Annotated in this window: 15 protein-coding genes; 4 read left to right on the forward strand and 11 right to left on the reverse strand. The window is 63.9% G+C overall.

What is annotated here, in order from left to right; all coding sequences use genetic code 11:
- Positions 1 to 126: 126 nt before the first annotated feature.
- From ACIQWO_RS13595 to ACIQWO_RS13615, 5 genes are all read right to left on the reverse strand, one after another.
- On the reverse strand, positions 127 to 1,626 hold the full coding sequence (locus ACIQWO_RS13595; protein ID WP_402824553.1) for an HDOD domain-containing protein: 1,500 nt from the start codon (positions 1,624 to 1,626) through the stop codon (positions 127 to 129).
- An 18-nt stretch (positions 1,627 to 1,644) separates the two neighbouring features.
- Positions 1,645 to 3,384 carry a putative bifunctional diguanylate cyclase/phosphodiesterase gene (locus ACIQWO_RS13600; RefSeq protein ID WP_402824556.1) on the reverse strand — a complete coding sequence of 580 codons (1,740 nt, stop codon included), beginning with the start codon at positions 3,382 to 3,384 and terminating at the stop codon, positions 1,645 to 1,647.
- A gap of 555 nt (positions 3,385 to 3,939) precedes the next feature.
- On the reverse strand, positions 3,940 to 4,668 hold the full coding sequence (locus ACIQWO_RS13605; protein ID WP_402824559.1) for an aspartate/glutamate racemase family protein: 729 nt from the start codon (positions 4,666 to 4,668) through the stop codon (positions 3,940 to 3,942).
- Positions 4,669 to 4,755: 87 nt separating this feature from the next.
- Entirely contained in the window at positions 4,756 to 5,658 is a 903-nt protein-coding gene (locus ACIQWO_RS13610; RefSeq protein ID WP_402824562.1) for a transporter substrate-binding domain-containing protein, read from the reverse strand.
- Between the two features lie 185 nt (positions 5,659 to 5,843).
- On the reverse strand, positions 5,844 to 7,100 hold the full coding sequence (locus ACIQWO_RS13615; RefSeq protein ID WP_402824565.1) for a D-amino acid dehydrogenase: 1,257 nt from the start codon (positions 7,098 to 7,100) through the stop codon (positions 5,844 to 5,846).
- Between the two features lie 219 nt (positions 7,101 to 7,319).
- Here ACIQWO_RS13615 and ACIQWO_RS13620 point away from each other — a divergent pair, with 219 nt between their 5' ends.
- Entirely contained in the window at positions 7,320 to 8,279 is a 960-nt protein-coding gene (locus ACIQWO_RS13620) for a LysR family transcriptional regulator (RefSeq protein WP_150577003.1), read from the forward strand.
- A 17-nt stretch (positions 8,280 to 8,296) separates the two neighbouring features.
- Here the strand turns inward: ACIQWO_RS13620 and ACIQWO_RS13625 are convergent, their stop codons facing one another.
- The gene (locus ACIQWO_RS13625; protein WP_150666490.1) at positions 8,297 to 8,908 is read right to left on the reverse strand and encodes a hypothetical protein; all 612 of its coding nucleotides are present in this window, start codon (positions 8,906 to 8,908) and stop codon (positions 8,297 to 8,299) included.
- A 46-nt stretch (positions 8,909 to 8,954) separates the two neighbouring features.
- A complete protein-coding gene (dbpA, locus tag ACIQWO_RS13630; RefSeq protein WP_402824570.1) occupies positions 8,955 to 10,376 on the reverse strand; it encodes an ATP-dependent RNA helicase DbpA in 1,422 nt (473 codons plus the stop codon).
- Between the two features lie 209 nt (positions 10,377 to 10,585).
- Between dbpA and ACIQWO_RS13635 the strand changes: the two genes are divergently transcribed.
- Positions 10,586 to 15,553 carry an NAD-glutamate dehydrogenase gene (locus ACIQWO_RS13635; RefSeq protein ID WP_402824573.1) on the forward strand — a complete coding sequence of 1,656 codons (4,968 nt, stop codon included), beginning with the start codon at positions 10,586 to 10,588 and terminating at the stop codon, positions 15,551 to 15,553.
- A 245-nt stretch (positions 15,554 to 15,798) separates the two neighbouring features.
- The gene (locus ACIQWO_RS13640) at positions 15,799 to 17,046 is read left to right on the forward strand and encodes an MFS transporter (protein ID WP_402824576.1); all 1,248 of its coding nucleotides are present in this window, start codon (positions 15,799 to 15,801) and stop codon (positions 17,044 to 17,046) included.
- A 441-nt stretch (positions 17,047 to 17,487) separates the two neighbouring features.
- Here ACIQWO_RS13640 and ACIQWO_RS13645 read toward each other — a convergent pair whose 3' ends face one another.
- Complete coding sequence (locus ACIQWO_RS13645; protein ID WP_402825366.1) at positions 17,488 to 19,038, reverse strand: PLP-dependent aminotransferase family protein; 1,551 nt, start codon at positions 19,036 to 19,038, stop codon at positions 17,488 to 17,490.
- 148 nt (positions 19,039 to 19,186) lie between these two features.
- On the opposite strand from ACIQWO_RS13645, the gene ACIQWO_RS13650 reads away from it, so the two are divergent.
- Positions 19,187 to 19,912, forward strand: coding sequence for a GNAT family N-acetyltransferase (locus ACIQWO_RS13650; RefSeq protein ID WP_402824579.1), 726 nt, complete (start codon positions 19,187 to 19,189; stop codon positions 19,910 to 19,912).
- A gap of 106 nt (positions 19,913 to 20,018) precedes the next feature.
- Here the strand turns inward: ACIQWO_RS13650 and ACIQWO_RS13655 are convergent, their stop codons facing one another.
- The 3 genes from ACIQWO_RS13655 to ACIQWO_RS13665 all read right to left on the reverse strand — a co-directional run bounded on the left by ACIQWO_RS13655 (position 20,019) and on the right by ACIQWO_RS13665 (position 23,663).
- On the reverse strand, positions 20,019 to 21,311 hold the full coding sequence (locus ACIQWO_RS13655) for an NCS2 family permease (protein WP_150740068.1): 1,293 nt from the start codon (positions 21,309 to 21,311) through the stop codon (positions 20,019 to 20,021).
- A 117-nt stretch (positions 21,312 to 21,428) separates the two neighbouring features.
- Positions 21,429 to 22,469, reverse strand: coding sequence for a porin (locus ACIQWO_RS13660; protein WP_150576995.1), 1,041 nt, complete (start codon positions 22,467 to 22,469; stop codon positions 21,429 to 21,431).
- 354 nt (positions 22,470 to 22,823) lie between these two features.
- A complete protein-coding gene (locus ACIQWO_RS13665) occupies positions 22,824 to 23,663 on the reverse strand; it encodes a metal-dependent hydrolase (RefSeq protein ID WP_150666497.1) in 840 nt (279 codons plus the stop codon).
- Positions 23,664 to 23,748: the final 85 nt, after the last annotated feature.

Genomic DNA, 23,748 nt, shown 5'->3' on the forward strand with positions numbered 1-23,748 from the left:
GACGTCATGGTGTCTGTGGCCTGCGTCGGAAAGGGGGGAGGAAAGCGAAGGTGAGCGCGAAAGTGAAACGCCCGCCGACAATTGTCAGGCGGGCGTAGGTAAGGCTGTCCGGTGTCGTGAAGCGTGTCAGCGCCCGGTGGTGCCCGACGGTCTGCGAGCGAGCGAATCGGAGGCATTCGTGCCGGTCGCGGTGTTTTGCTGTGCCACGCTTTCGAGCTTGCTGGAAATCTCCTCCCCCATGTAATGCAGGAACTCCATTTCCTTCGCCCCGATGCCGCCCGCGCACAATGCGCCGCCCCAGTCGCCGTAGAGCAGCGCCACGGTCTGGTTACGCTGGCGAACCGGCAGCAGGAAGAACGATTTCACGTTCGAGAAATGCTGACGGTGCCACAGCGGAATGCGGGGTACGATGCGCGGCTCGCGGGCATTGTCGATCAGGATCGCCCGACCGTTGGTCAGCGCGAGATGGAAGACGTCCGGCTCGAACGCTTCGGGGAAGGTCAGGCCCAGCAACGGCTGTACCTCGCGACCAATGCCGAAGCGCATCTCGAAGACCTTGCTCGCGGGCGAACGCACGAAGGCCGCACAGTTCACGAAGCCGAGCGACTGAAGAATCGCTTCGAGCGTCAGGTTGAGCAGACCCACGGCATCGGTCTCGCCGGTGGCGGCGCGCACTTCGGAAAGCCCGTCGGCCAACCGTCGCGCCGAATCCAGCGGCTTGCCCGCCGGCGGCTGACGCGTATTCGATGCGCCTGTGCTGATGGCGATGAATTCCTGATGGCTCGTGTCGCGCGCCATCTCTTCACCGACCGATACCACTTCGCTGATGTCCAGCGCCAGACGGTCGGCATAACGCTCGGCGAGTTCGGCCAGGCGCTCAGGATCTGCGCCGCGCGTGAGCTCGGTCACCATCTCGTTGGACATGTTCGCCACGGCGCACAGCCAGTCGGCGTGCGAGAGCGGGGCGTCGCCTTCGAGATCGATCGGACGCATGCTGGTCGCAATCGACTCCGGCAGGCCCCACTTGCGGGCAGCGGCCTCGGCCAGTTCGGGGAACGTGATGCCGAGCACCTGCTCGCAGGCGTCGCTGTCGCTAATGCCCCGCTCGGCGGCAATTTCCTGAATCTCGACCCATTCGTTCGGGAAGCAATACGTCACCAGCAGGCGCGCCACGTGATGCAGCAACGTGCAGACGACGGCCTCTTCACCGTCGCGAATCCCGTTCTTGGCCGTAATGTCGCGTGCGAAAGCGCCCGCCAGCGTGGCGCGCGCCAGTTCGCGCGCCATGTCGTCGCGGCGTGCGGCGACTTCGCCGAAACCTTCGAGCAGCTTCAGGCTCAGGGCGAGGTGGCCGATCGTGTCGACGCCCAGAATCATGATCGCGCGCGAGACCGTCGTCACGTTGCAGCCGAACGGCGCATACATGGCGGAGTTGGCCAGACGAATCACTTTCTGGGTAAGGGCGAAATCCGAGAGCACGGACGACGCGAGGTCGGCCGTACTGGTGTTCTCGCTTTGCATGGCAGACACGATGCCCGTGACCGAGCGTTGCAGCGACGGGAAGTCGCCGCGCTCGGCCATGCGCTGCCACAACAATTCGAGCGTTTTTTCTTTGGTAAGGCTCATGGTAGCGGGGTTGTCCGGTCAGTGGCCGGCATCCACGTTGAGACGCCCGCTCGCAAAGGCCGCCTCCAGTTCTCCCGCAGGCAGGGCCTTCGATACCAGCCAGCCCTGGATGGAATGGCAGCCGCGATCGATCAGCATCTGCCGTTGTTCTTCCGTCTCGACCCCTTCGGCCACCGCCGACAGACCCAGCTCGCGTGCCAGTCCCAGGACTGCCGTCACAATCGTACGGTCGTTCGGTGACGTGGGCATGTCTTTGACGAAGCTGCGGTCGATCTTGAGCGCGGAGAGCGGGAAACGCTTGAGGTAGCCCAGACTCGAATAGCCCGCGCCGAAGTCGTCGACGGCGAAGCGCACGCCCAGCGTCTGCAACTCGCGCAGCACCAGATTGGCCTGCTCCGGGTCGCGCATGAGCACGCTTTCGGTAATTTCGAGCACGAGGCGATGACCTTCCACGCCGGAGTCGGCAATGGCCTGCCACACGAGGCTCGGGAAAGACGGATGGTGAAACTGTTGTGCCGAGACGTTGACGGACATGTAGATCCCGTCGAGCCGGGTGCGATCCCAGCGCGCGAGCTGCATGCACGCGGCGCGCAGTGCCCAGCCACCCAGCAAGTTGATCAGACCGTTGGCCTCGGCCAGCGGAATGAACTCGGCGGGCGAGACCGGACCGAGCGCCGGATGCCAGCGCATCAGCGCTTCGACACCCTTCACGTTCAGCGAAGTCGGGTCGCAGATCGGCTGGTAATGCAGGCTGAATTCACCATTGTGAATGGCCTCGAACATCGCCGATTCCAGCGAAAATGCCTTGCGATGCAAGTCGCCCAGATCGTCCGTGTAGACGAACAGGCCGTTGCGACCGCGATCCTTGGCGCAATACATGGCGGCGTCGGCATGCTTGATGAGCAGACCGGCCGAATCGCCGTGTTGCGGGTAGAACGAAACACCGATACTGGTCGTCAGGTGCAGCAGCTGGTCGCCGACCTGGAACGGTTGCTGCACTGCCGAGAGCAGTCGCTTCATGATGCCGCTGAGCGCCTGTTCGTTGTCGCAGCCGGGCAGCACCAGCACAAACTCGTCGCCGCCCATGCGCGCGGCCATGTCCGTCTCGCGAATCTGCGCGATCAGACGTTGGCCCGCGTCGCGCAGCAACTGGTCGCCCACGTCGTGGCCGAGCGAGTCGTTGACCTTTTTGAAGCCATCCAGATCGAGCAGGGCGACGGCGAAGTTCGGACCGCCTTCGCGCGCATGCTGGATCGTCTCTACGATGCACTGCTGAATATATTGACGATTCCCGAGCCCGGTCACCGCGTCACGCACCGCCAGATCGGACAGGCGTGCTTCGTTTTCCTTGAAGGCGGTGATGTCTTCGCCATGCACCAGGAACGACGCGCTCGCACCCGCGATACGGGGCGTGTACTGGGCGATGCGCAGACGCATCCAGACCCGGTCGGTCAGACCGCGCAGCAAACGCACGGTGCACTGCTGAGGGCCGAGCGTCTGGGCGGCGGAAAAGGCGTCCTGAAGCAGGGGAACGTCTTCGATGCCGGTCAGTTCGAAGAGCGTGGCGTGGTCGATGTACTCACGCGAGTACTCGAGCAGGCGCAGGGAGGCTTCGGCAATGAAAAGGAAACGGCCATCGGCACCTACGTGTGCCGATAGTCCGCCGGTCAGCTCGACCAGCGCCCGGGACAATGCCGGGGCCGGCGCCGTGGCATTGGCCTCGGCGATTGCCGTTGCCAGGGTCGAAGGTTCGACCAAAGGCACACCGGCTGGGAGTCGATCTGAACTCATTGTTGTTGTCTGTACATGCATCACGTCGAGCGCGCTGCCGCTCATGTGCTTCCCCGTTCAGGCAAACGCGCTCATGGCCGGACCTTGGTCCGGCGGGTGTCCGATGGATTGTGGGCCATTATAGCTAAAGACGCCAGCGATTTTGATGGCTTCAACCCCCGTTTTACCCCCGTTTCACGCCGCTTTCCGCCCGAATTCCCGTGTTGGATTTTTTCCTACAAGATGATCGGGATTTTTTCTTGCAAGGCCGGTGGCGTTCGGTCTACGTACGACCCGAATCGTCCGCCCGGTTCACCTCCATGCCGCCGGTGCAACCCCGGCACGATCATCGTGCGTGCGCCAGTCTACCCAAGCGCGAGCGACTTGAGGGCACCGCAATCGTGGATTTTTATCATTGCGATGCAACATCGCAACAGCCGCACAAGCCCCGCAGTGCTTCGCTGTGCCATGAATTCGCGGCGGGTGAGAGTCGTGCCGGAAATTTGAGAATCGGGAGATGGCGTGCGCGCCGTCGATGACGGGTTAGACGTGCGCCTGCGCTTCATGCGCGAGCGACCAGGCAATGCACGCGCGGGCAAGTGCTGCGGACGCGTCCAGCCCAAATCGTCCGAGCGGTGTTTCACACGTGGCAAGCGCCACCGGGATTTCGGTGCAGCCGAGAATCACGCGTTGCGCGCCGGCCGCCAGCAGTTGCTCCATCGCCATTGCAAGCGCCTCACCGCCGCGACGAATTTCCCCGGCCTTGGTGAGCCGGATGCCTTCGTTCACGAGCGTCTGGTGCGCAAGCGGGTCGCTCGCCGAGACGAAGCGGTAACCCAGCGCTTCGAGCCGAGGCCGGTAGACGTTGGCGTGATGGGTGCCTTCGGTCGCCATGAGGCCGATGGGCGAGCCGGGGGCGACACAAGTGGACAGTTCGCTAGCAACGGCTTCGACCACGTCGAGGACCGGCAAACGGGTGCGATGACGCAGCGCGTCGAGCCAGGCATGGGCGGTATTGCACGCGATGGCGATGCAGCCGACGCCCGATTGCTCCAGCGCATGTACGCCGTCGAGCATGCCGTCGAGCGGGGAGGCGCCGTCGCGCAACAGAGCTTCGGTCCGGTCGGGGATCTGCGGCACCGAATACAGGATGAACGGGATGTGATCCTGATCGCGGTTGGCCGGATGTTGATCGACGATCTTGCGGCAGAGGTCGATACCGGCGGCGGGGCCCATGCCGCCGAGAATGCCGAGCGTGGCGTGCGAGTTCATGATGGTGGTGAATCTGCGGGAACTGCAAAAAACGGGATCGCGAAGTGCGGGGACCGTGGTCCCCGCACAACGTACACGCCGTCAAGATCAGTCGTAAGCCTTCGTGATCGGATCCTTGAACATGGCGCGCATTTCAGCCGTCATCGGGTAGTTCATGTTCTGACCCTTCGGCGGCACCGGCTGCGTGAACCACTTGTCGTACAGCTTCGTCATCTCGCCGGACTTCTCCATATCGGCGATGACCGTGTTCACGACCTTGGTGAACGCCGGGTCGTCCTTACGCATCATGCAGGCGTAGTTTTCGAACTGGAGGTTCGGGCCGACCACTTCGTAGCCCTTGGCGTCGTCTGCCGACAGCGCTGCACGCTGACCGTAGAGCAGCGGCTCGTCCATGACGAACGCCACCGCACGGCCTTGCTTGACGGTCAGGAAGCCGTCCGAGTGTTCCTTCGTCTGGATCAGGTTGAAGCCGATCTTCTCTTTCTGGCCCGACAGAATGCGGTCAGCCGTGGTGCCGGCCGTCGTCGCGATGGTCTTGCCCTTGAGGCTGTTCAGGTCGGTGATGCCCGAGCCCGTCTTGGCGATCATCTTGATCGAGTACAGGAAGATGTTGTGCGAGAAGCCGACTTGCTTGGCGCGATCGAACGTGTGCGTGGTCGAACCGCATTCCAGGTCAATCGTGCCGTTTTGCATCAGCACGATTCGGTTCTGCGACGTGATCGGCGTTTCCGTGACCTTCAGGTTCGGCGCGTTCAGCTCTTTTTTGACCGCATCAACGATCTTGAGCGCGATTTCCTGCGAGTAGCCGATCGTCTTGCCGCCGTTGTCCGAATAGGAGAACGGAATCGACGATTCACGCACCCCGAGGGCGAACACGCCGGTGTCCTTGATCTTCTTGAGCGTGCCAGTGAGTTCCTGTGCGCTCGCGGTGTGCGCGAACAGGGCGGCAGCAGCGCTGACGAGCAGCAGGGGAGCAAACAGCTTCTTCATGGTCTCTTGTCCTATCGGAAGTGGTGGCACGGTGGTCCGCGCCGTTGGAATGTCAAAAGCCTCAAACACCGAAAACACAGATACAACCCGAAACTACCCCCATCGGTCCCCGTGGGAGTGATGCCGCAGCGCACTGGCGCACGAACGTGTTATCCGGCTGGCACGCTATGGTCCAGCCTCATCGCTCACGCAGCCAGCCGGGCAAACCCTGCAAGATCGACGGCGGGACGCTTGCCGTCGATGGCGTCGGCGATGGCGCGTGCAGCCCCCATCGACAACGTGAAACCCAGTGCGCCGTGGCCGACGTTCAGCCACAGATTGCCCACCTTGTCCGCGCGTCCGAGCACCGGTCGGCCATGCGGCGTGGACGGGCGCATGCCGGTCCATTCCAGCGGCGCGGGTGTGCCGCGCAACGACGGGAACAACACGGTCGAGAGCGTTCGCAGCGCATCGATACGATGTTTGACGATGCGGTAGTCGTAGCCCACCAGATCGGCGATGCCAGCCACGCGCAGATGCTCGCCAAGGCTCGCGTAGACCACTTTGTTGTCTGCGTCTGTGACGGAGACCTGCGGGCGGGCGTCGGCCGGTGCCCCACGATACGTCAGGCTGTAGCCCTTGAGCGGATACATCGACACCGGCTCGCCCACGGCGCGCAGCAGCGGCACGGCGGCCAGACCGTTGGCGACGACACAGGCATCGACCGGAATGTCGCCAGCGCGCGTGCGAATGGCCCGAACGGTGTTGCCGCGCACATCGAATCCCGTCACTTCGCGCTCGAACAGCAGCGCGCCACGTTCATGAGCGCCGATCAGACGCATCAGTTCCTTACACAGCATCTGGCAGTCGCCGGTGCCTTCGCCCGGCGTGTGGATGCCGCCCGCCAACTCTCCGGCGATCTTGCTCAACGCCGGTTCCAGCGTGACGCAGGTGGCCGCGTCGACGCGCCGTTGCGTGTAGCCCAGGCCATTGGCCATTTCAAGCGAGCGCTCTGCGGCGGCGAGCTTGCTCGCGTCGCGATACACCACGAGCTTGCCGCTCAGGCGGTAGTCGAACGTTCCCGCTTCCTGTGCCAGAAACTCCAGCATCACCTCGCGGCTATGCAGGCCGAGCGAGAGCAGTCGCAGCGTCGAGCTGGCGTTTGCCTGCGCGTTGCAATGTTTGACGAAGGCCAGCGACCAGCGCCAGAAATCCGGATCGAGCGACGGCTTGATCCGCAGCGGCCCGGTGCTGGAGAACAGCAACGAGGGCAGTTGCGAGAGCACACCGGGGGCGGCGAGGGGCGACACATAGCCATAGCTCAGTTGACCGCCGTTGGCGAAGCTGGTCCCCAGACCGCCGTCGCGTGCCGCGTCGATCACTGTGACTTCGTGGCCTGCGCGAAGCAGCTGATACGCGCTGGCGAGGCCGACGATGCCCGCTCCGATAACTCCAATGTGCATGACGATAGATAACGACGAAAAGCTGATGGAAAGCAAGGCGGGAAAAAATTGCGACACGGGGCGAGCGCCTCGTGGCAGGTCTTCTGCACAGCCTTTGCTACGCAGTGTAGAGGGAGAAAATTCGCTAACCTATGCGGTTTTGAGGCAGCATATGTCTTTTGGCTATAGGGTCGGCCGCGCCTTTGCGCAGGCGGGCGAGACACGGAGACGACGTCAGGCATGAAATTGCGGCATATCGAGACCTTTCGCGCAGTCGTGCTGACCGGATCGGCCAGCGGCGCGGCGCAATTGCTCAACGTATCGCAACCGGTCGTCTCCCGCGTGTTGCAGCACGCCGAGCAGCAACTCGGCTTCAAGCTGTTCGACCGGGTGAAAGGCCGCCTCGTGCCCACGGCCGAAGCGCGCCGTCTGTATCCCGACGTCGAGCGCATCTTCAGCGATCTGGAGCGCCTGCGTACCACGTCGCGCAATCTGCGTCAGCACGGCGTGGGCCACCTGCGCATCGCGGTGACGCCGAGTCTCGCGCAGAGCCTGTTGCCCGCTGCCATCGAGCGCATGCGGCGTGCGCACCCCGATGTCGTCTTCGAACTCATCACCCATCACACGAACGAGACCATCACGGCGATCCTCACGTCGTCGGTGGATGTCGGCATCGTTTCTGCGCCGCCAATGGCGGCCGGTATCGTGAGCCGTCCCGTGGCGCAGGGGCACATCGTGCTCGCCGTGCCCGCCGCGTGGCCGAAGCTTTCACGGCGCGGACCAGCCAGCGCCGACGCGCTCGCCGGGCGCGATCTCATCAAGCTGCATGACGACACGCCGCTCGGCGCGCTGATCAACGAGCGTCTGGATCAGACGGAACTGCTTCAGGACGCAGAAGTGATGGTGCAGACGTATTCGCTCGCGGCGGCGCTCGTCGAGCACGGTCTGGGATATGCGCTGCTCGATCAGTTCACGGCAGCGAGTGCGCATGTGCAGGCGCAGCGTTTGTATCGCGTCGCACCGGCCATCGAGTTTCCTGTCGAGATGCTGCGCCCCGCACATGAACCGGAGTCGGTGCTCGCGGATACGCTGCGGCGTCATCTGGCGGACGTCGCCAACGAACTCAGCGAGCGTGCCGAAGCGTTATGCGAAGGGCGCGAGATCGTGCTGACACCGGCAGACGCGGCGCAAGAGGGCTGACGAGTTGACGCTGACAATCATCGGCAACTCGGCTCGCTTTTCACTTCGTAATAGGTAAACGGTTGGGGCTGGAGCTTGTCGGCCAGCGACGGATAGTTGGCCTGCACGAAGCGTCGCGCGCCCGCCATGTCGAACTCGGTGCGCAGCCATATCTTGCCGTCGTGATTGTCGAGGATCAGCGTGCCCGCGTAGACGACGTCGCCACGGTTGACCCGCACCGTCGGCACTTTGCGCCCCTTGCAATAGCGAAAGCGATAGCTGTTGTCCGCCGGGGTGAACTCCATCGGACCGAAGCGCTCGTTGCGCATGAGCGGTGAGACGCGCATGGCGATGTATCCGCGCGTGGGCGGATTGCTGTTGAGCGTGCGAGTGATCTTGCCGCCGATGATGCCGTTGACCGTCTGATTGAAGTCCGAGTAGGTCCACGGCCCCCAGGTGCTTTGCAGCGGCGTGTCGAGGCCGACGATGACGAGGGCGTACTCGTCGAGCGTGTCTTCGGTGAGGGTGGGGTTGGGCGCAACGCCCTTGGTGCTGCAAGCGGCCAGCCAGGTCAGTCCACCGGCCGCCAGCAGGATGAGCGCCAGACGCCGCGCCGCCGGGAAGCACAACAGGGTACGCATCGACCTCATTGCAATCTCCTCGTGGCGCGTCGCGCTCAGGGGATGGATCCGAAAATTAATCCTGCAAGAATCTTACCTTGACCTTGCGGCCCTTCACACGGCCGTCGGCCAGCTTGCGCAGCGCCACCGGGGCGATGTCCCGGTCTACGGCAATATACGTGAAGTTTTCGAGCACGTTGATCTTGCCGATCTGCGCGGCGGCAAAGCCTGCTTCACCGGTCAGCGCGCCAAGCACGTCGCCCGGACGGATCTTGTCCTTCTTGCCGCCCAGCATCTGGATCGTCACCATTGGCGGCAGCAGATGTCCGCTACCCGTCGGCGTAAGCTCCGCGAGTTTGTGCCATTGGACTTCCCCGCCCATCGCCGCTTCGATGTTACCCACGCGACCCATCTCGTCCATCGTCGCCAGGCTGAACGCCCAGCCGTCCTCGTCGGCACGACCGGTGCGGCCGATTCGGTGCACGTAGACCTCGGGGTCCGGCGTCACGTCTACGTTGATGACGGCTTCGAGCTGTGCGATGTCCAGACCACGTGCGGCGACGTCGGTCGCGACCAGCACGGAGCAACTGCGGTTGGCGAACTGGATCAAAACCATATCGCGTTCGCGTTGTTCCAGATCGCCGTGCAGCGTCAGGGCGTGGAATCCCTCGGCGCGCAGCACATCGGTCAGGTCGTTGCACTGTGCGCGGGTGTTGCAGAACGCAATCGTGCTGACCGGGCGGAAGTGATCGAGCAACTGCCCCACGGCGTGCAGACGTTCTTCGTCGCGCACTTCATAAAAGCGCTGGCGAATCTTGCTGGCGTCGTGCTTTTCTTCCAGACGGATCTCGCGCGGCGTCTTCAAAAAGCGTTGGGCGAGCTTGCCGATGCCTTCGGGGTACGTGGCCGAGAAAAGCAACGTCTGGCGCGAGGCGGGCGTTTGTTTCGCCACGGCGGCGATGTCGTCGAAAAAGCCCATGTCGAGCATGCGGTCGGCTTCATCGAGCACCAGCGTCTTGATGCCGGTGAGCGTGAGCGTGCCGCGGTCGAGGTGATCCATGATGCGGCCCGGCGTGCCAACAATCACGTGGGCGCCGTGCGCAAGGCTTTCCGCCTGCGGACGGATCGGCGAGCCGCCGCACAGCGTCAGGACCTTGATGTTGTCCTCGGCGCGCGCGATGCGGCGTACTTCCTGGGCGACTTGCTCGGCGAGCTCGCGCGTGGGGCAGAGTACCGCGGCCTGCACGGCGAAATCTCGGGCGTCCACCCGCTGGAGCAGACCCAGCGAGAAGGCGGCGGTCTTGCCGCTGCCGGTCTTGGCCTGCGCGATGATGTCGTGGCCGGCCAGCATGTCGGGGAGCGACGCCTGCTGGATGGGCGTCATCGAGGCGTAACCGAGCCGTGCGAGGTTCTCCTGCATGGCAGGCGAGAGCGGCAGGCTCGAGAAAGGAGTGGCGGGGGCGCTGTCAGTGCGCGAATCGGTGGCTTTTGAGTTCATGCGCGATTATACCGGTGGCAGTGCTGGCTTCGGGGTGATCGGATGGCTCGGGCAGACCGGCTCAGCATACCCGAACTCGGGAATCACGCCGTTGCCAGCCCGGGGCCGCCGGGCGTAGCATGGCCTTGCCTGTCCACAAGCCAGTGAATGGCCGGTGACTTATCCCTCGTTCGCCGGTCGAAGTCTCGTCCAATCCCGCAGAGGTGCCCATGCCCGCGAATCCGGAAGAGAAGGTCCGCCAGCACATGGCGGAAGTCGTCGCGATGGCCCGTGAACGTGCGCCCGAAGTGGCGGCGCTCTTCGAGCCTTTCGTCCAGCAGTATTACGGTCTGGCCGACGCTGAGGATGTCGTCTCGCGCAGTGTCGCCGATCTTTATGGCGCGGCGATGGCGCACTGGCAACTCGGCCAGAAGTTCGTCTCCGGCGAACCGCGCATCCGTATCTACAACCCCACGCTCGATCAGCACGGCTGGCATTGCAGCCACACGGTCGTCGAAATCGTCAACGACGACATGCCGTTCCTCGTCGATTCGGTGACGATGGAGATCAATCGGCAGGGGCTGGCGCTGCATTCGGCCTTCCATCCGGTCTATCGCATCCGGCGCGACGCGGCGGGCAAGCGTCTGAGCGTCGCACCCGGCAGCAGCCCGGCAGGCAAGGAGGGGGAGGGCGACGGCAGCCGCTTCGAATCGTATATCCACATCGAAGTCGACCGGTTCTCCGAGCCGGAGCGCATTCAGGCGCTGGTCGACGGGCTGCAACGCGTGCTCGGCGACGTCCGCGCCGCCGTAGATGACTGGCGCGCCATGCAGGCCGCCGCACATGCGGCCATCGAATCCCTGACCGAGCGCGCCGCGCAGCAAGGCGTGGCGGCGCAGGAGCGCGCAGAGATCGACGAAGCGCAGGCGTTTCTGGACTGGATGCTACAGCGTCACTTCACCTTCCTCGGCTATCGCGACTACGAACTGGTCGAGCGCGACGGCGAGCACTACCTGCAAGGCGTGCCGGGCACCGGCCTCGGCGTGCTGCGCGAATCGCGCCGCGACGCCAGCACGCCCGATGTCACGCGCCTGTCGCCCGGCGCCATCGGCATCGTGCAGGCCAGCGCCCCCATTTTCCTGACGAAAGCCAATTCGCGCGCCAGCGTTCACCGTCCCGGCTATCTCGATTACGTGGGCGTGAAACGCTTCGACGCACAGGGCAAGGTCTGCGGCGAAAGGCGTTTCCTTGGGCTGTACACCTCGACCGTCTATATGGTGCCCGCCGACGAAATTCCTCTGGTGCGCCGCAAAGTCGCCGAAGTGATCCGTCGTGCCGGGTTCCTGCCTAACGGCCATCTGGCCAAGACGCTCGCGACCATCCTCGAACAATATCCGCGCGACGAACTGTTCCAGATCGACGTCGAGCAACTCGCCGACATCGCGCTGGGGATTCTGCGTTTGCAGGAACGTCAGCGCACGCGGCTCTTCGTGCGACGCGACCGCTTCGACCGTTACGTGTCGTGCCTCGTGTTCGTGCCACGTGAGAAGTTCAACACCGATTTGCGCGTGCGGGTGCAGAACCTGCTGCTGGCGGCGTATCACGGGACCGGCGTCGAGTTCACGCCGCAACTCTCCGAGTCGATGCTCGCGCGCATTCAGATCACCGTGCGGACTGAGCCGGGGCATGTGCCGGAGGTCGACGTCAATGAACTGGAAGCCCGCATCGTCGAGACCACGCGTCGCTGGCAGGACGACCTCTCCGACGCGCTGCGCGAGCAACTGGGCGAAGAGCGCGGTACGCGGGCTTTGCGACGCTACGCACTGGCGTTCCCTGCAGGGTATCGGGAGGATTACGCTGCGCGTGTGGCCGTGCGCGACGTGGAGCTCATCGAACCGCTACTGAACACGGCACCGCCGCCTGCGCAAGCCACGCCTTCCGCTAGCTCGGACGCAACGCCGCTCTCCATGCAACTGTATCGCCCGCTGGAGGCTGCGCCCGGCACGCTGCGCTTCAAGATCTATCAGGCGGGCGAGCCCATCGCGCTCTCACGCAGCTTGCCGATGCTCGAACACCTCGGCGTGCGGGTGAATGACGAGCGGCCTTACCGGATCGAGCCGTCCGACGCTGGCGTCGTGTGGATGCACGACTTCGGCATGACGAGTCTCGACGGGGCGGACGTCGATCTGGAGCACGCCCGCGTGCGCTTCGAAGACGCCTTCGCACGCATCTGGGCCGGTGACGTCGAAAACGACGACCTCAACCGTCTCGTGCTGCAAGCCGGTTTGACGTGGCGCGAGGTGCGCATTCTGCGGGCGTACGCAAAGTACATTCGCCAGGTCGGCTCGACCTTCAGTAATGCCTATATCGAGAACGCGCTGACGGGAAACCCGTCGATTGCGGGCATGCTCGTCCGCCTGTTCCTCGCGCGCTTCGACCCTTCGTTGAGTACGGACGTCCGCGAGTCGCGTGCCGAGCAATTGCGTACGCAGATCCACACGGCGCTGGAAGACGTCCCCAATCTCGACGAAGACCGCATCCTGCGTCAATTCCTCGGGGTTCTCGAAGCCACGCTGCGGACCAACTACTTCCAGACAGCGCAAGACGGGAGTCACAGAAGTGGTGGGGGCGCGCAGAAGGCGTACCTGTCATTCAAGTTCGACCCGTCGAAGGTGCCGGGGCTGCCTGAGCCGAAGCCGATGTTCGAGATCTGGGTGTACTCGCCGCGTGTAGAGGGCGTCCACCTGCGCGGTGGACGCGTCGCACGCGGCGGCCTGCGCTGGTCGGACCGCCGCGAAGACTTCCGCACCGAGGTGCTGGGGCTGGTGAAGGCGCAAATGGTCAAGAACACGGTCATCGTGCCCGTGGGGTCGAAGGGGGGCTTCGTGGTCAAGCAGCCGCTGTCGCCGGGTGACCGAGATGCGTATCTGGCCGAGGGCGTGGCGTGCTATCAGACGTTCCTGCGCGGGCTGCTGGATCTGACGGATAACTACGTCGACGGGCAACTCGTGCCGCCGCCGCAAACCGTTCGTATCGATGGCGACGATCCGTATCTCGTGGTGGCCGCCGACAAGGGCACGGCCACGTTCTCCGACTATGCGAACGCCATCTCCGCAGAGTACGGCTTCTGGCTGGGCGACGCGTTCGCCTCGGGTGGCTCCGTCGGTTACGACCACAAGAAGATGGCCATCACGGCGCGTGGCGCGTGGGAATCCGTCAAGCGGCACTTCAGCGAGATGGGCGTCGATACGCAGATGCAGGACTTCACGGTGGTGGGCATCGGCGATATGTCGGGTGACGTGTTCGGCAATGGCATGTTGCTCTCGAAACACATCCGGCTCGTGGCAGCGTTCGATCACCGTCACATCTTCCTCGATCCCACGCCGGATGCCGCGACCTCATTTGCCGAACGCGAGCGCCTGTTCCAGTTGCCGCGTTCCAGTTGGGCCGACTACGACGCGAAGCTGATCTCCAAGGGCGGCGGCATTTTCCCGCGTACGGCGAAAGCGATTGCACTGTCGCCAGAGATGCGTGAGTGGCTCGGCACCGAAGCGTCTGAGATGGCGCCGAACGATTTGCTGCGTGCGTTGCTGACCGCGCCCGTGGATCTGCTCTACAACGGAGGTATCGGCACGTATGTGAAGGCGAGCACCGAGACGCATGCGCAGGTGGGCGACCGCGCGAACGACGGGCTGCGCGTGAACGGCGCGGAACTGCGCTGCAAGGTCGTGGCCGAGGGGGGCAACCTCGGACTGACGCAGCTCGGACGTATCGAGTACGCCCAGCACGGCGGTCGCATCAACACCGACGCCATCGATAACTCGGCAGGTGTCGATTGCTCGGACCATGAGGTCAACATCAAGATTCTGCTGGGTCTCGTGGTCACCGACGGTGAAATGACGCTCAAGCAACGCAATACGTTGCTCGCGGAGATGACGGAAGAAGTTGGCTCGCTTGTATTGCGCGACAACTATCTGCAAACGCAGGCGTTGTCGCTCGGGCGTCTGCGCTCGGCGGCAGCGCTCGATGGAGACGCCCGCTTCATGCGGTATCTGGAGCGCGCACAACGCCTCGCACGCGCCATCGAGTTCTTGCCGGACGACGAAGCCCTCGATGCGCGTCGCGCGGCGAGCACGGGGCTGACCTCGCCGGAGCGTGCCGTCCTGATGGCGTACAGCAAGATGTGGCTCTACGACCTGCTGCTGGCCAGCGATCTGCCGGACGCCGAATTCGTGGCCGACGGACTGCCGTCCTACTTCCCGACGCCACTGGCGAGCCGATGTGGCGCAGCGATGCTGCGTCATCCGCTCAAACGGGAAATCCTCGCGACGATGCACGCTAATGCGCTCGTCAACCGAGCGGGGGTGACGTTCGTGCATCGCTTGAGCGAAGAGACTGGCGCGGAGCCCGCCGATGTCGTGCGTGCCAGTCTCGCCGCGCGCGGGGCGTATGGACTCGACGCCTTGTGGCTCGACATCGATGCGCTGGACGCGCGGGTGTCGCACGAGACGCAGGCGTCGCTCTTCACGGCGATTGCACAGTGGCACGAGCAGGCCACGCTGTGGTTCCTGCGTCGGCGGCTGACCGACGTGCCGCAGACCGTCGAGCGCCTGCGCAGTGTGCTCGATCCGATTCTCCCCACGCTCGACACGCTCGTGAGCGGCGAAGCGGCGGATGAAGCCCGCACGCGCAGCCAGACCATGATCGACGCCGGTGTGCCGCCGCTGCTTGCGCAAACGGCGGCAGGTGTCGGCGCACGCGTGGCGTTGCTCGACATCGCCGAGGTCGCGAGTACCAGTGGATGCGAGCCGTCGCTCGCGGCACAGGTGTACTTCGCGCTCGACGCGCCGCTGGGCTACGGCTGGTTGCAGACAGGCGTGCTTGGCCTGCCGATGCAAACGCACTGGCAGCGTCTCGCGCGGGCAACGTTGCTGGAGGAGTTGTCGGTGTTGCGTCGACGTCTGACGGCGAGCGTGCTGGAAGGCGGGAAGGTGAAGGGGACGGGGAGCGATGCGACGGCATCACCGGAGGCCGTCGACCAGAGTCCTGCCGCCCGTCTAGTCGCCGGATGGCAGCAGACGCACACCGAAGCACTCGCCCGTTATCACCGGGTGCTGGCCGACCAGATCGCCGTCGGTAACGCCGACCTTGCCATGTTGTCAGTGAGCCTGAAATCCCTCGCGGAAGTCGGGCGCTGACGTCGATCGATGCCGTTCAAACGCTTGCCGGGCGGGGCTGTGGACGATTAACCCCGCACGGCGAGCAACGGCAATCGGGAAGCGCAAATCATCGCCGCAGCAACATTTTTTAAGCGTTTACACAAAAGCGGCGAAACGGCGTATGATCCGGGAAAACCCTAGGATTGAGATGACCCGCGCGCATGCTTGCCCGTCGCGCGGGTGGTCGCGTCCTGGGGTTTCGTCGATTCCTGATCCCCTGCGCAATGCCTACCGACACCCGCCCTGCGAACGGCCAGTTCGCCACGACGTTGCAGATCGTCTCCACCGTGTTCTTCACGTTCCTCTGCTATCTGACGATCGGTTTGCCGCTCGCGGTGCTGCCGTCGTTCGTGCACGTGGATCTGGCTTACAGCTCCGTGATAGCCGGGCTGGCGATCAGCGTTCAATATCTCGCGACACTGCTCTCGCGTCCGTATGCCGGACGCACGGCCGACGCCTGGGGCCCGAAGCGCACGGTGCTGTGCGGTCTGGTCGCGTGTGGCGCGTCCGGCTTGCTCGTGGCGTTGGGGGGCGTGTTCTCCGGTGTGCCCTGGCTGGCGCTGCTCACGCTGATCGCCGGACGTCTCGTGCTCGGCTTCGGTGAAAGCTGGGTGTCGACGGGCGCAATCATGTGGGGCATCGGACAAGTCGGGCCGTCGCACACGGCGCGCGTGATTTCCTGGAACGGCGTGGCAACTTACGGCGCGCTGGCGCTCGGTGCACCGCTCGGCGTGGCGCTCAATAACGCATACGGCATCAAGGCCGTGGGCGCTGCGGTGGCGCTGGCGGGTATCGTCGGTTTGCTGCTGGCTCGCATGAAGCGCGCGACGCCGGTCATTCACGGTGAGCGACTCGCGTTCCGCGCGGTGCTCGGCCGCGTGATGCCGTTCGGCATGGGATTGGCGCTAGGTTCCATCGGTTTCGGTGCGATCTCGACGTTCATTACGCTTTACTACGCAAGCCATCATTGGGACAACGCGGCGCTGGCATTGACGGCGTTCGGTCTGTGCTTCATGGGCGTGCGTCTGTTGCTCGGCAGCAGCATTCAGCGCTTTGGCGGCTATCGTGTCGCGATGGCGTCGTTCGCGCTGGAAGCCTTCGGCCTGATCGTGTTGGGAATTGCCCCGACGGGCTTCACGGCATTGCTCGGTGCGGCGCTGGCGGGTGCGGGCTTCTCGCTCGTGTTCCCGTCGCTGGGCGTGGCGGCCGTCAACCTCGTACCTGCGCAGAATCGTGGTGCGGCACTCGGTGCGTACTCTGTGTTTCTCGACGTCGCACTGGGCGTCACGGGACCGGTCGCGGGCCTGATCGTGGGGGCTTACGGATACGCCGAGGTGTATCTGTGCGCCGCACTGGCCGCCATCGCAGCCGTTCTGCTGACCCTGTGGATGTCGCGCAATGCCCGCGTGGGCCAACCGCATGACGCTGCGTCGACGGCGAACAAGGCCGCACAGACCGCGACGTCGTCGTAATAGTCTTACCGATCCAGGCCTCGTCTCATTCCCACAAGGAGATCGGCACACGGTTACCGCGTGCCGATTTATGGGGAACCTTCCTCCCGTTGCACTGCGCTGTCCTCCCAATTCCGGGGGCACGAGCGCATTTCTGCAAGTCGTCTGCCGTATCTCCGACCTAAATTGAATCCGCCGCAGCCAGCGCGTCGCGCAGGGATGCTGCGAGCGCCCTTGCTTATCGCAACGGGCATTCATCTTAGGAGTGTGAAATGAAACTGAACTGGATGATTCGTGCCGGGATGATCTCGGCGGCGCTTTGGACACAAATTCCGACGATACAAGCCGCCGAGCTTCCCGGGGTACAGGCAAACGATGCGCAGTGCCAATCGTGCCCGCCGTGGGACCCGGACGCGTGTTACTGTCCCGACCCGACGCTTTTGTGCCGTCTGCGCTAACAACCTACCCGGCCGAAATTGACCCGGCGGCTGCGACAATCGCCGCCAGCCGCTTGATCAATCCGGGGATGCGGGAGGCGTCCGTATCCCCGTAGCCGATCACCAATCCGTTATCCGCCGGTTGCGGATCGAGTGCGAAGCTCGACAGCGCGCGAGGGCCGATCCCCTCGCGCTGTGCCGCCACCACGATGGCTTTGTCCGGGAAGGCGGCGTCCAGTCGTACCGTCAGATGGAGCCCGCAGCGTTCGCCAATCACCGCGTATGCCGGATCGAAGTACGTGGCCAGCGCGTCGCGCAATGCCGTCTGACGCTCCCGGTACAAACGCCGCATGCGCCCCAGATGGCGCGCAAACTGCCCGCTTCGGATGAAGTCGGCGAGTGCTAGCTGTTCGAAGCGATGCCCACCGCGTAAGAGTTCGTCGAGGGCATCGCGGGCCTGCGTCGCGAGTGCCGTCGGCAGAATCAGAAACCCGAGACGCAGTGCCGGGAACATCGTTTTGCTGAAGGTGCCGACGTAGACGACGGGCGCGTCCGGCACCATCCCCTGCATCGCGGCAATCGGCTCGCCCTGATGGCGAAACTCGCTGTCGTAGTCGTCCTCCAGAATCCACGCGCCGTGACGCCGTGCCTGCGCAATCAGATCGAGACGGCGCGATGCCGACAACACACTGCCAAGCGGGTACTGGTGCGATGGCGTGACGTACACCAGTCGCGGTGGCGAGCGCTCCCACAAGCCTTCGGGAATGACGATGCCTTCGTCGTCCACACGCAGTGCCTGCAATCGCACGTCGCTCGAATGAAAGGCGGCCTTCGCTCCGCGATAGCCGGGGTCCTCCATCCACACCGTGTCGCCCGGGTCTGTCAGCAACCGCACGCAGAGAATCAGCGCCTCGTGCGCACCTTCCGTGATGACGACCTGCGAGGCATCGCACCGCACGCCGCGCGAGATGCGCAGGTGGTCGGCAATGGCCTCACGTAGCGCAGGCTCGCCCAGCGGATCGCCATAGTTGTAGTGACGGGGTTGCGCTTCACGCATCACGCGCTCCAGCGTGCGTCGCCATGTGCTCGCGGGAAAGCGGGTGAGCGCGGGGACCCCGGGCGTGAACGGCAACGGGGTGTCGCCCGCGCGCGCGGCGTGCCGGGTGGAGGGCAGGCGTTGAATGCGGCGTGACGGTGATGGTGCAGTCACGACCTCCGACGCGACATCCGGCGCATCGACCGCTTGCGTCCTCGACTTCGCGACCTGTGCCGCCTGCGCCGCAATGTGCGGATCGAGCGAGAGCTGTGCGACGCGCGTGCCGAGCCGATGCGGGACGATGAAACCCTCGGCAGCGAGCTGGTCGTAGACGATGGAGACGGTATTGCGCGACACCGCAAGGTCTTCCGCGAGCGTGCGTGAGGCTGGCAGACGTGCACCTGCGGGCAGCCGTCCTTCGAGAATGGCGTGCTTGAGCCGCGTCAGCAACTGCTTCTGGAGCGAGACGTTGCGTCCCGGTCCCGTGGCAAGCGGGCTATCGAACAGGGCGGCAACGTTCTCCGGTGCAAAGGCAGGCATCGGGGGCGTTGTGTCGGCGCGCGTTTTGGCTACGGATGTCATGGCACCAAGAGATTCGCGAGGAGTGGTGCTTTTCATCGTACCACCGGCACGATAACTTAGTCAGCTTGATCAGAATGCCCAGCCAATTGCCGGAGACGAGAGAGCCATGACCGACGCACCGAACTTCAACGACTACGACCAGCCCATCGGCACACCGCTGCCCGACTGGACGCCGCGTGCTCAACCGTCGCGCACGCCGGTCAGCGGGCGGTATTGCCGTCTGGAGCCGATTGACGTCGAGCGTCACGCCAAAGACCTTTTCGACGCCTATGCCAAAGCACCGGACGGCCGCGACTGGACGTACATGAGCGGCGGCCCGTTCCCTGACTTCGACAGCTATTACACATACGCCACGAAGATGGCGGCATCTACCGACCCGCTGCACCACGCCGTCATCGATCTTGAGACGGGCAAGGCGGTCGGCACGCTGGCACTCATGCGTATCGACCCGGCAAACGGTGTCGTCGAAGTGGGGCACGTGGCGTACTCGCCGCTGCTCAAGCGCACGCGCGCGGGGACCGAGGCGCAGTACTTGCTCATGCGTCGCGCGTTCGATGAAATGGGCTATCGCCGCTACGAATGGAAGTGCGATTCACTCAACGCCCCCTCGCGCCGCGCGGCGGCCCGCTATGGCTTCACGTTCGAAGGCATCTTCCGTAACGCCATCGTCTATCGCGGGCGCAATCGGGACACGGCGTGGTTTTCCATCACCGATGCGGAATGGCCTGCGATCAGCCGGGGCTTCGAGCAGTGGCTCTCGCCGGAGAACTTCGACGCGCAGGGCCAGCATCGCGCGGGACTTGCGGCATTGATCTCCGCTGCCCGCGCATAACTGCGGCGTCAAAACAAAACGGCCCGCCGGATCATCCCGGCGGGCCGTTTTGCTGGTTGCTGCTATCGGAACCGTCCCAATCGACGGTGACGATACCCCGTGCCGATCAGCCCGGGAAGAAGGCGTACTTCAACACGAACAGCACGGCGATGACCCACGCGGCCGGGTGGACTTCCTTCGCACGGCCCGTGAACAACTTCAGCACGGCGTACGAGATGAAGCCGAACGCCAGACCGGTGGCGATCGAGTACGTGAACGGCATGGCCAGCGCGGTCAGGGCGGCCGGCGTGGCTTCCGTGATGTCGTCCCACTCGACGTCGAGCAGTTCGCGCAGCATCAGGCCTGCGACGTACAGCAGTGCCGGTGCGGCGGCGTACGCCGGAACCGAGCCTGCCAGCGGGGCGATGAACAGCGCGAGGATGAACAGCACGGCAATCGTCAGTGCGGTCAGACCCGTGCGGCCGCCAGCCTGCACGCCCGAGGCGCTTTCCACGTAAGCCGTCGTGCTGCTCGTGCCCAGCAGCGAGCCGATGAAGATGGCGATGGAGTCGGCGAAGAGCGCACGTCCCAGGCCCTTGTAGTGCGTGCCTTCGAGCAGACCCGCGCGCTTGGCCACGCCCATCAGCGTACCCGTCGCGTCGAACACTTCGACCAGCACGAAAGCCAGAATCACGTGGACGAAACCGGCGTGCAGGGCACCCGGAATGTCGAGCTGGAGGAACGTCGGCGAGAGGCTCGGCGGCATGGCGAACACGCCCTGGAACTGGTTCAGGCCCAGCACCATCGAGAGCACCGTCACGGCCAGAATGCCGATCAGGATGGCACCGCGAACCCGCAGCGCGTCGAGCACGGCGATCAGGAAGAAGCCGAAGATGGCGAGCAGTGCCTGCGGCGAGTGGAGGTCGCCCAGGCCGATCTTCGTGGCCGGGTTGGCGACGACCACGCCAGCGTTACCGAGCGCGATGATGGCGAGGAACAGACCGATACCCGCTGCAATCGCGCATCGCAACGATTTGGGTACCCCGGCAATGAGCCAGGATCGCACCCCTGTTACGGTCAGGATGATGAACAGACACCCTGAGATGAACACCGCGCCGAGCGCCTGTTGCCATGTGTAGCCCATCGCGCCTACGACCGTGAAGGCGAAGAAGGCGTTCAGGCCCATACCCGGCGCCATGCCGATCGGGTAGTTAGCGACGAAAGCCATCACCACCGAGCCGATCGCCGCTGCAAGACAGGTCGCCACGAACACGGCACTCTTGTCCATGCCCGTCGTGCCGAGGATGTTGGGGTTGACGAAAATGATGTACGACATGGTGAGGAAGGTCGTTAGACCCGCCACCATTTCCGTGCGTACATTGGAGCCATGCTCCTCGAGTTTGAAGAATTTGGTCAGCAACGCGCTCTCCTTGTGACTTTGTTATGCCGTTGTCCGTGTGCAGCGGGGGCGCGCGCATTGTACTGCGCGCGAGCCCGTGCCAACGATTTTGTCAGGCGACTGCTTGCGTCGAGTCTGTCAGAACTTCATGCGCATGCCCACCCCGAAAGTATTCCCGGCATCCAGCCCGGAAACCTTGTCGTTGAGGTAGGCCGTGTACACATCGGTGCGTTTGGAGAGGTTGTAGTCGTAGCCGATGGCCCACGTATTCCGGCTGGCATTGTTCGCGCCGGAGTTCTTCGTGTAAGCGTAAGACGCCATCACATTACCCCCGCCGAGCGGCACGGTAAAGCCGAGCTGGCCGCCGTTGGACGTCAGATTGCCGCCGGTGATCGTATTCTTGATGTATTGGTACTGGCCAAAGAATTTGACCACTTTGAAGTCGTACGTCAGACCGGCCTGAAGCGCCTGCTGATTACGAAAGCCGGTGATACCGGCCTGATCGTCGGGCGTCGAATCGAACTTGACCTGCTGATAGGCGAGCGTGGCGGCGAGCGGGCCGTGGAAGTACATGGCCGCGGCGCTCCACTTGTTCTGCCCCATTTCACCCGCCTTGTTGCCGAAGGCGTAGGAGAAGCTTGCGCCCAGCCCTTTGTAGTCGGGCGTGGCGTACATCACGCCGTTGTTCCAGCCCGAGTCGCCGACGATCCCTTGTCCCGCGAGACCGAGGAACGTGTGGTAGACCATCGGGCTGAAGGTGTAGGAGTCGACAAACGGGTTGAACAGAATCGTCGACACGAAGTACGACGTGGTGAGCCGCCCCATTGTGATCGTGCCCAGCGTGTCCGATTGCAGGCCGACGTAGGCGTTGCGCGAGAAGAAGCTGTCGCCGGTGAAGCGGCCGTAGCGGCCGTTCTGTGGCAAGAAGAAGTCTTCGAGGGTGAAGATCGCTTTCAGACCGTTGCCCAGATCTTCGGAGCCCTTCATACCCCAGTAAGACGTGGACATACCGCCGCCGGCCTGCGTCCACGCGCGTTCGCCGCCGGGGGCTTTGGCCGCGCCAACCCACGCGTCGACCTGACCATATAGGGAAACGCTGGATTGTGCGTTCGCGACGCCCGCCGCGCCGCAAATTGCGAGGGCGAGCGTGCCCCGCAGCCAACCTGCTGCCTTGCTCATGAATGTGTCTCCGTCTCGTTTTAGTTTGTGCGTGCCTCTGTACTGCTCTTTTCACCGAAGGGTGCAAGGGGGCACGCCTGAGTCATTGACACACTGACTTCGCGTTGCGCGGGGATCGGTGTTGCATTGAGGCGTGATCATTATTATCAAGGTGCCTCATACGACATATCACGCAGCGTTGATACTCGTTATTCCGTTGTTGCCGTCACACTTCGCGGGTTAACACTGGCGGTTTACCTCTTGCGCAGCGTAATTTGCGGGGGCGAAAAAAAAGCGGATATCCGCGCTGTGCGCACGAATATCCGCTCTCGTTTTGATGAAGGCTGGCGACAAGCCGCCAGCGTCAGATCATTGTTACCGAACCGCGCGCCAGCTCGCGTTGTGCGCTTCAAGCCAGTTCTGTGCGAGCGCCGGATCGCCGTGACGATTCGGATGGAACGACGGCAGCATGTACTTGAGCATCGGCCCGGTGGTGCGCCAGATGACGCCGTCGCGACCGAAGAACATCGTCGTGAATCCCCACCACGTGCTCGGCTTGAAGAGCGTGCCGTCGCGCCAGAGGTTGTTGATCGTCTGCGCGTGGCTCTCCAGTCCGAACATGAACAGCACGTAGAGATACGTCAGCACCCGCTGGCGCTCGCTGCCACCCAGTGCGCGATAAAGGTCGAACGCCACCGCTTTGTGCTCGGTCTCTTCGGCGGCGTGCCAGCGCCACATCAGACGCATCTTCGGCTCCGCCTTCGCGAGCCAGCGGTCGTAGCGCAGCGCGCCGTCGCCGAACACCGCCGTGCAGTGTTCGTAAGCGGCCGTGACCGCGAGCATGTACATCGGCGACAGCTTGCGGCGTCGCGCCCACTGAATGCGTGACGTCGCCCAGTTCTCCCAATGATTCACCAACCCCTGCTTGGCAAGCTGTGCGTTGTACTGGCCGTGTAGATGACGGTGCGTCGCTTCCTGTCCGATGAATTGTGCGATGTCGGCGCGCAGCTTGTCGTAGCGTGCATCGTCAGGCAGACGGTCCATCGTGTCGCGCACCGAGTCGATGAACGACTGCTCGCCGACGGGAAAGCTCATCGACAGCGCGTTGTAGTACATCGTGCGGTAAGCGTCGCCACTGTGCCAATGGCGCTCGAAGCCACTGGCCAGATCGACCGTCAGCTTGCGCACAGTCAGGGCGGAAATGTCGTTGCTCATGATGGCAGGCCTCTCAGGCAGTCGAGACGAACGTCCAACGCAATGAATGTGACGTCCATGACGCCGTCTCTTGATATTCATACCG

Source organism: Pandoraea sp. NPDC090278, assembly GCF_044772185.1.
GTDB lineage: Bacteria > Pseudomonadota > Gammaproteobacteria > Burkholderiales > Burkholderiaceae > Pandoraea.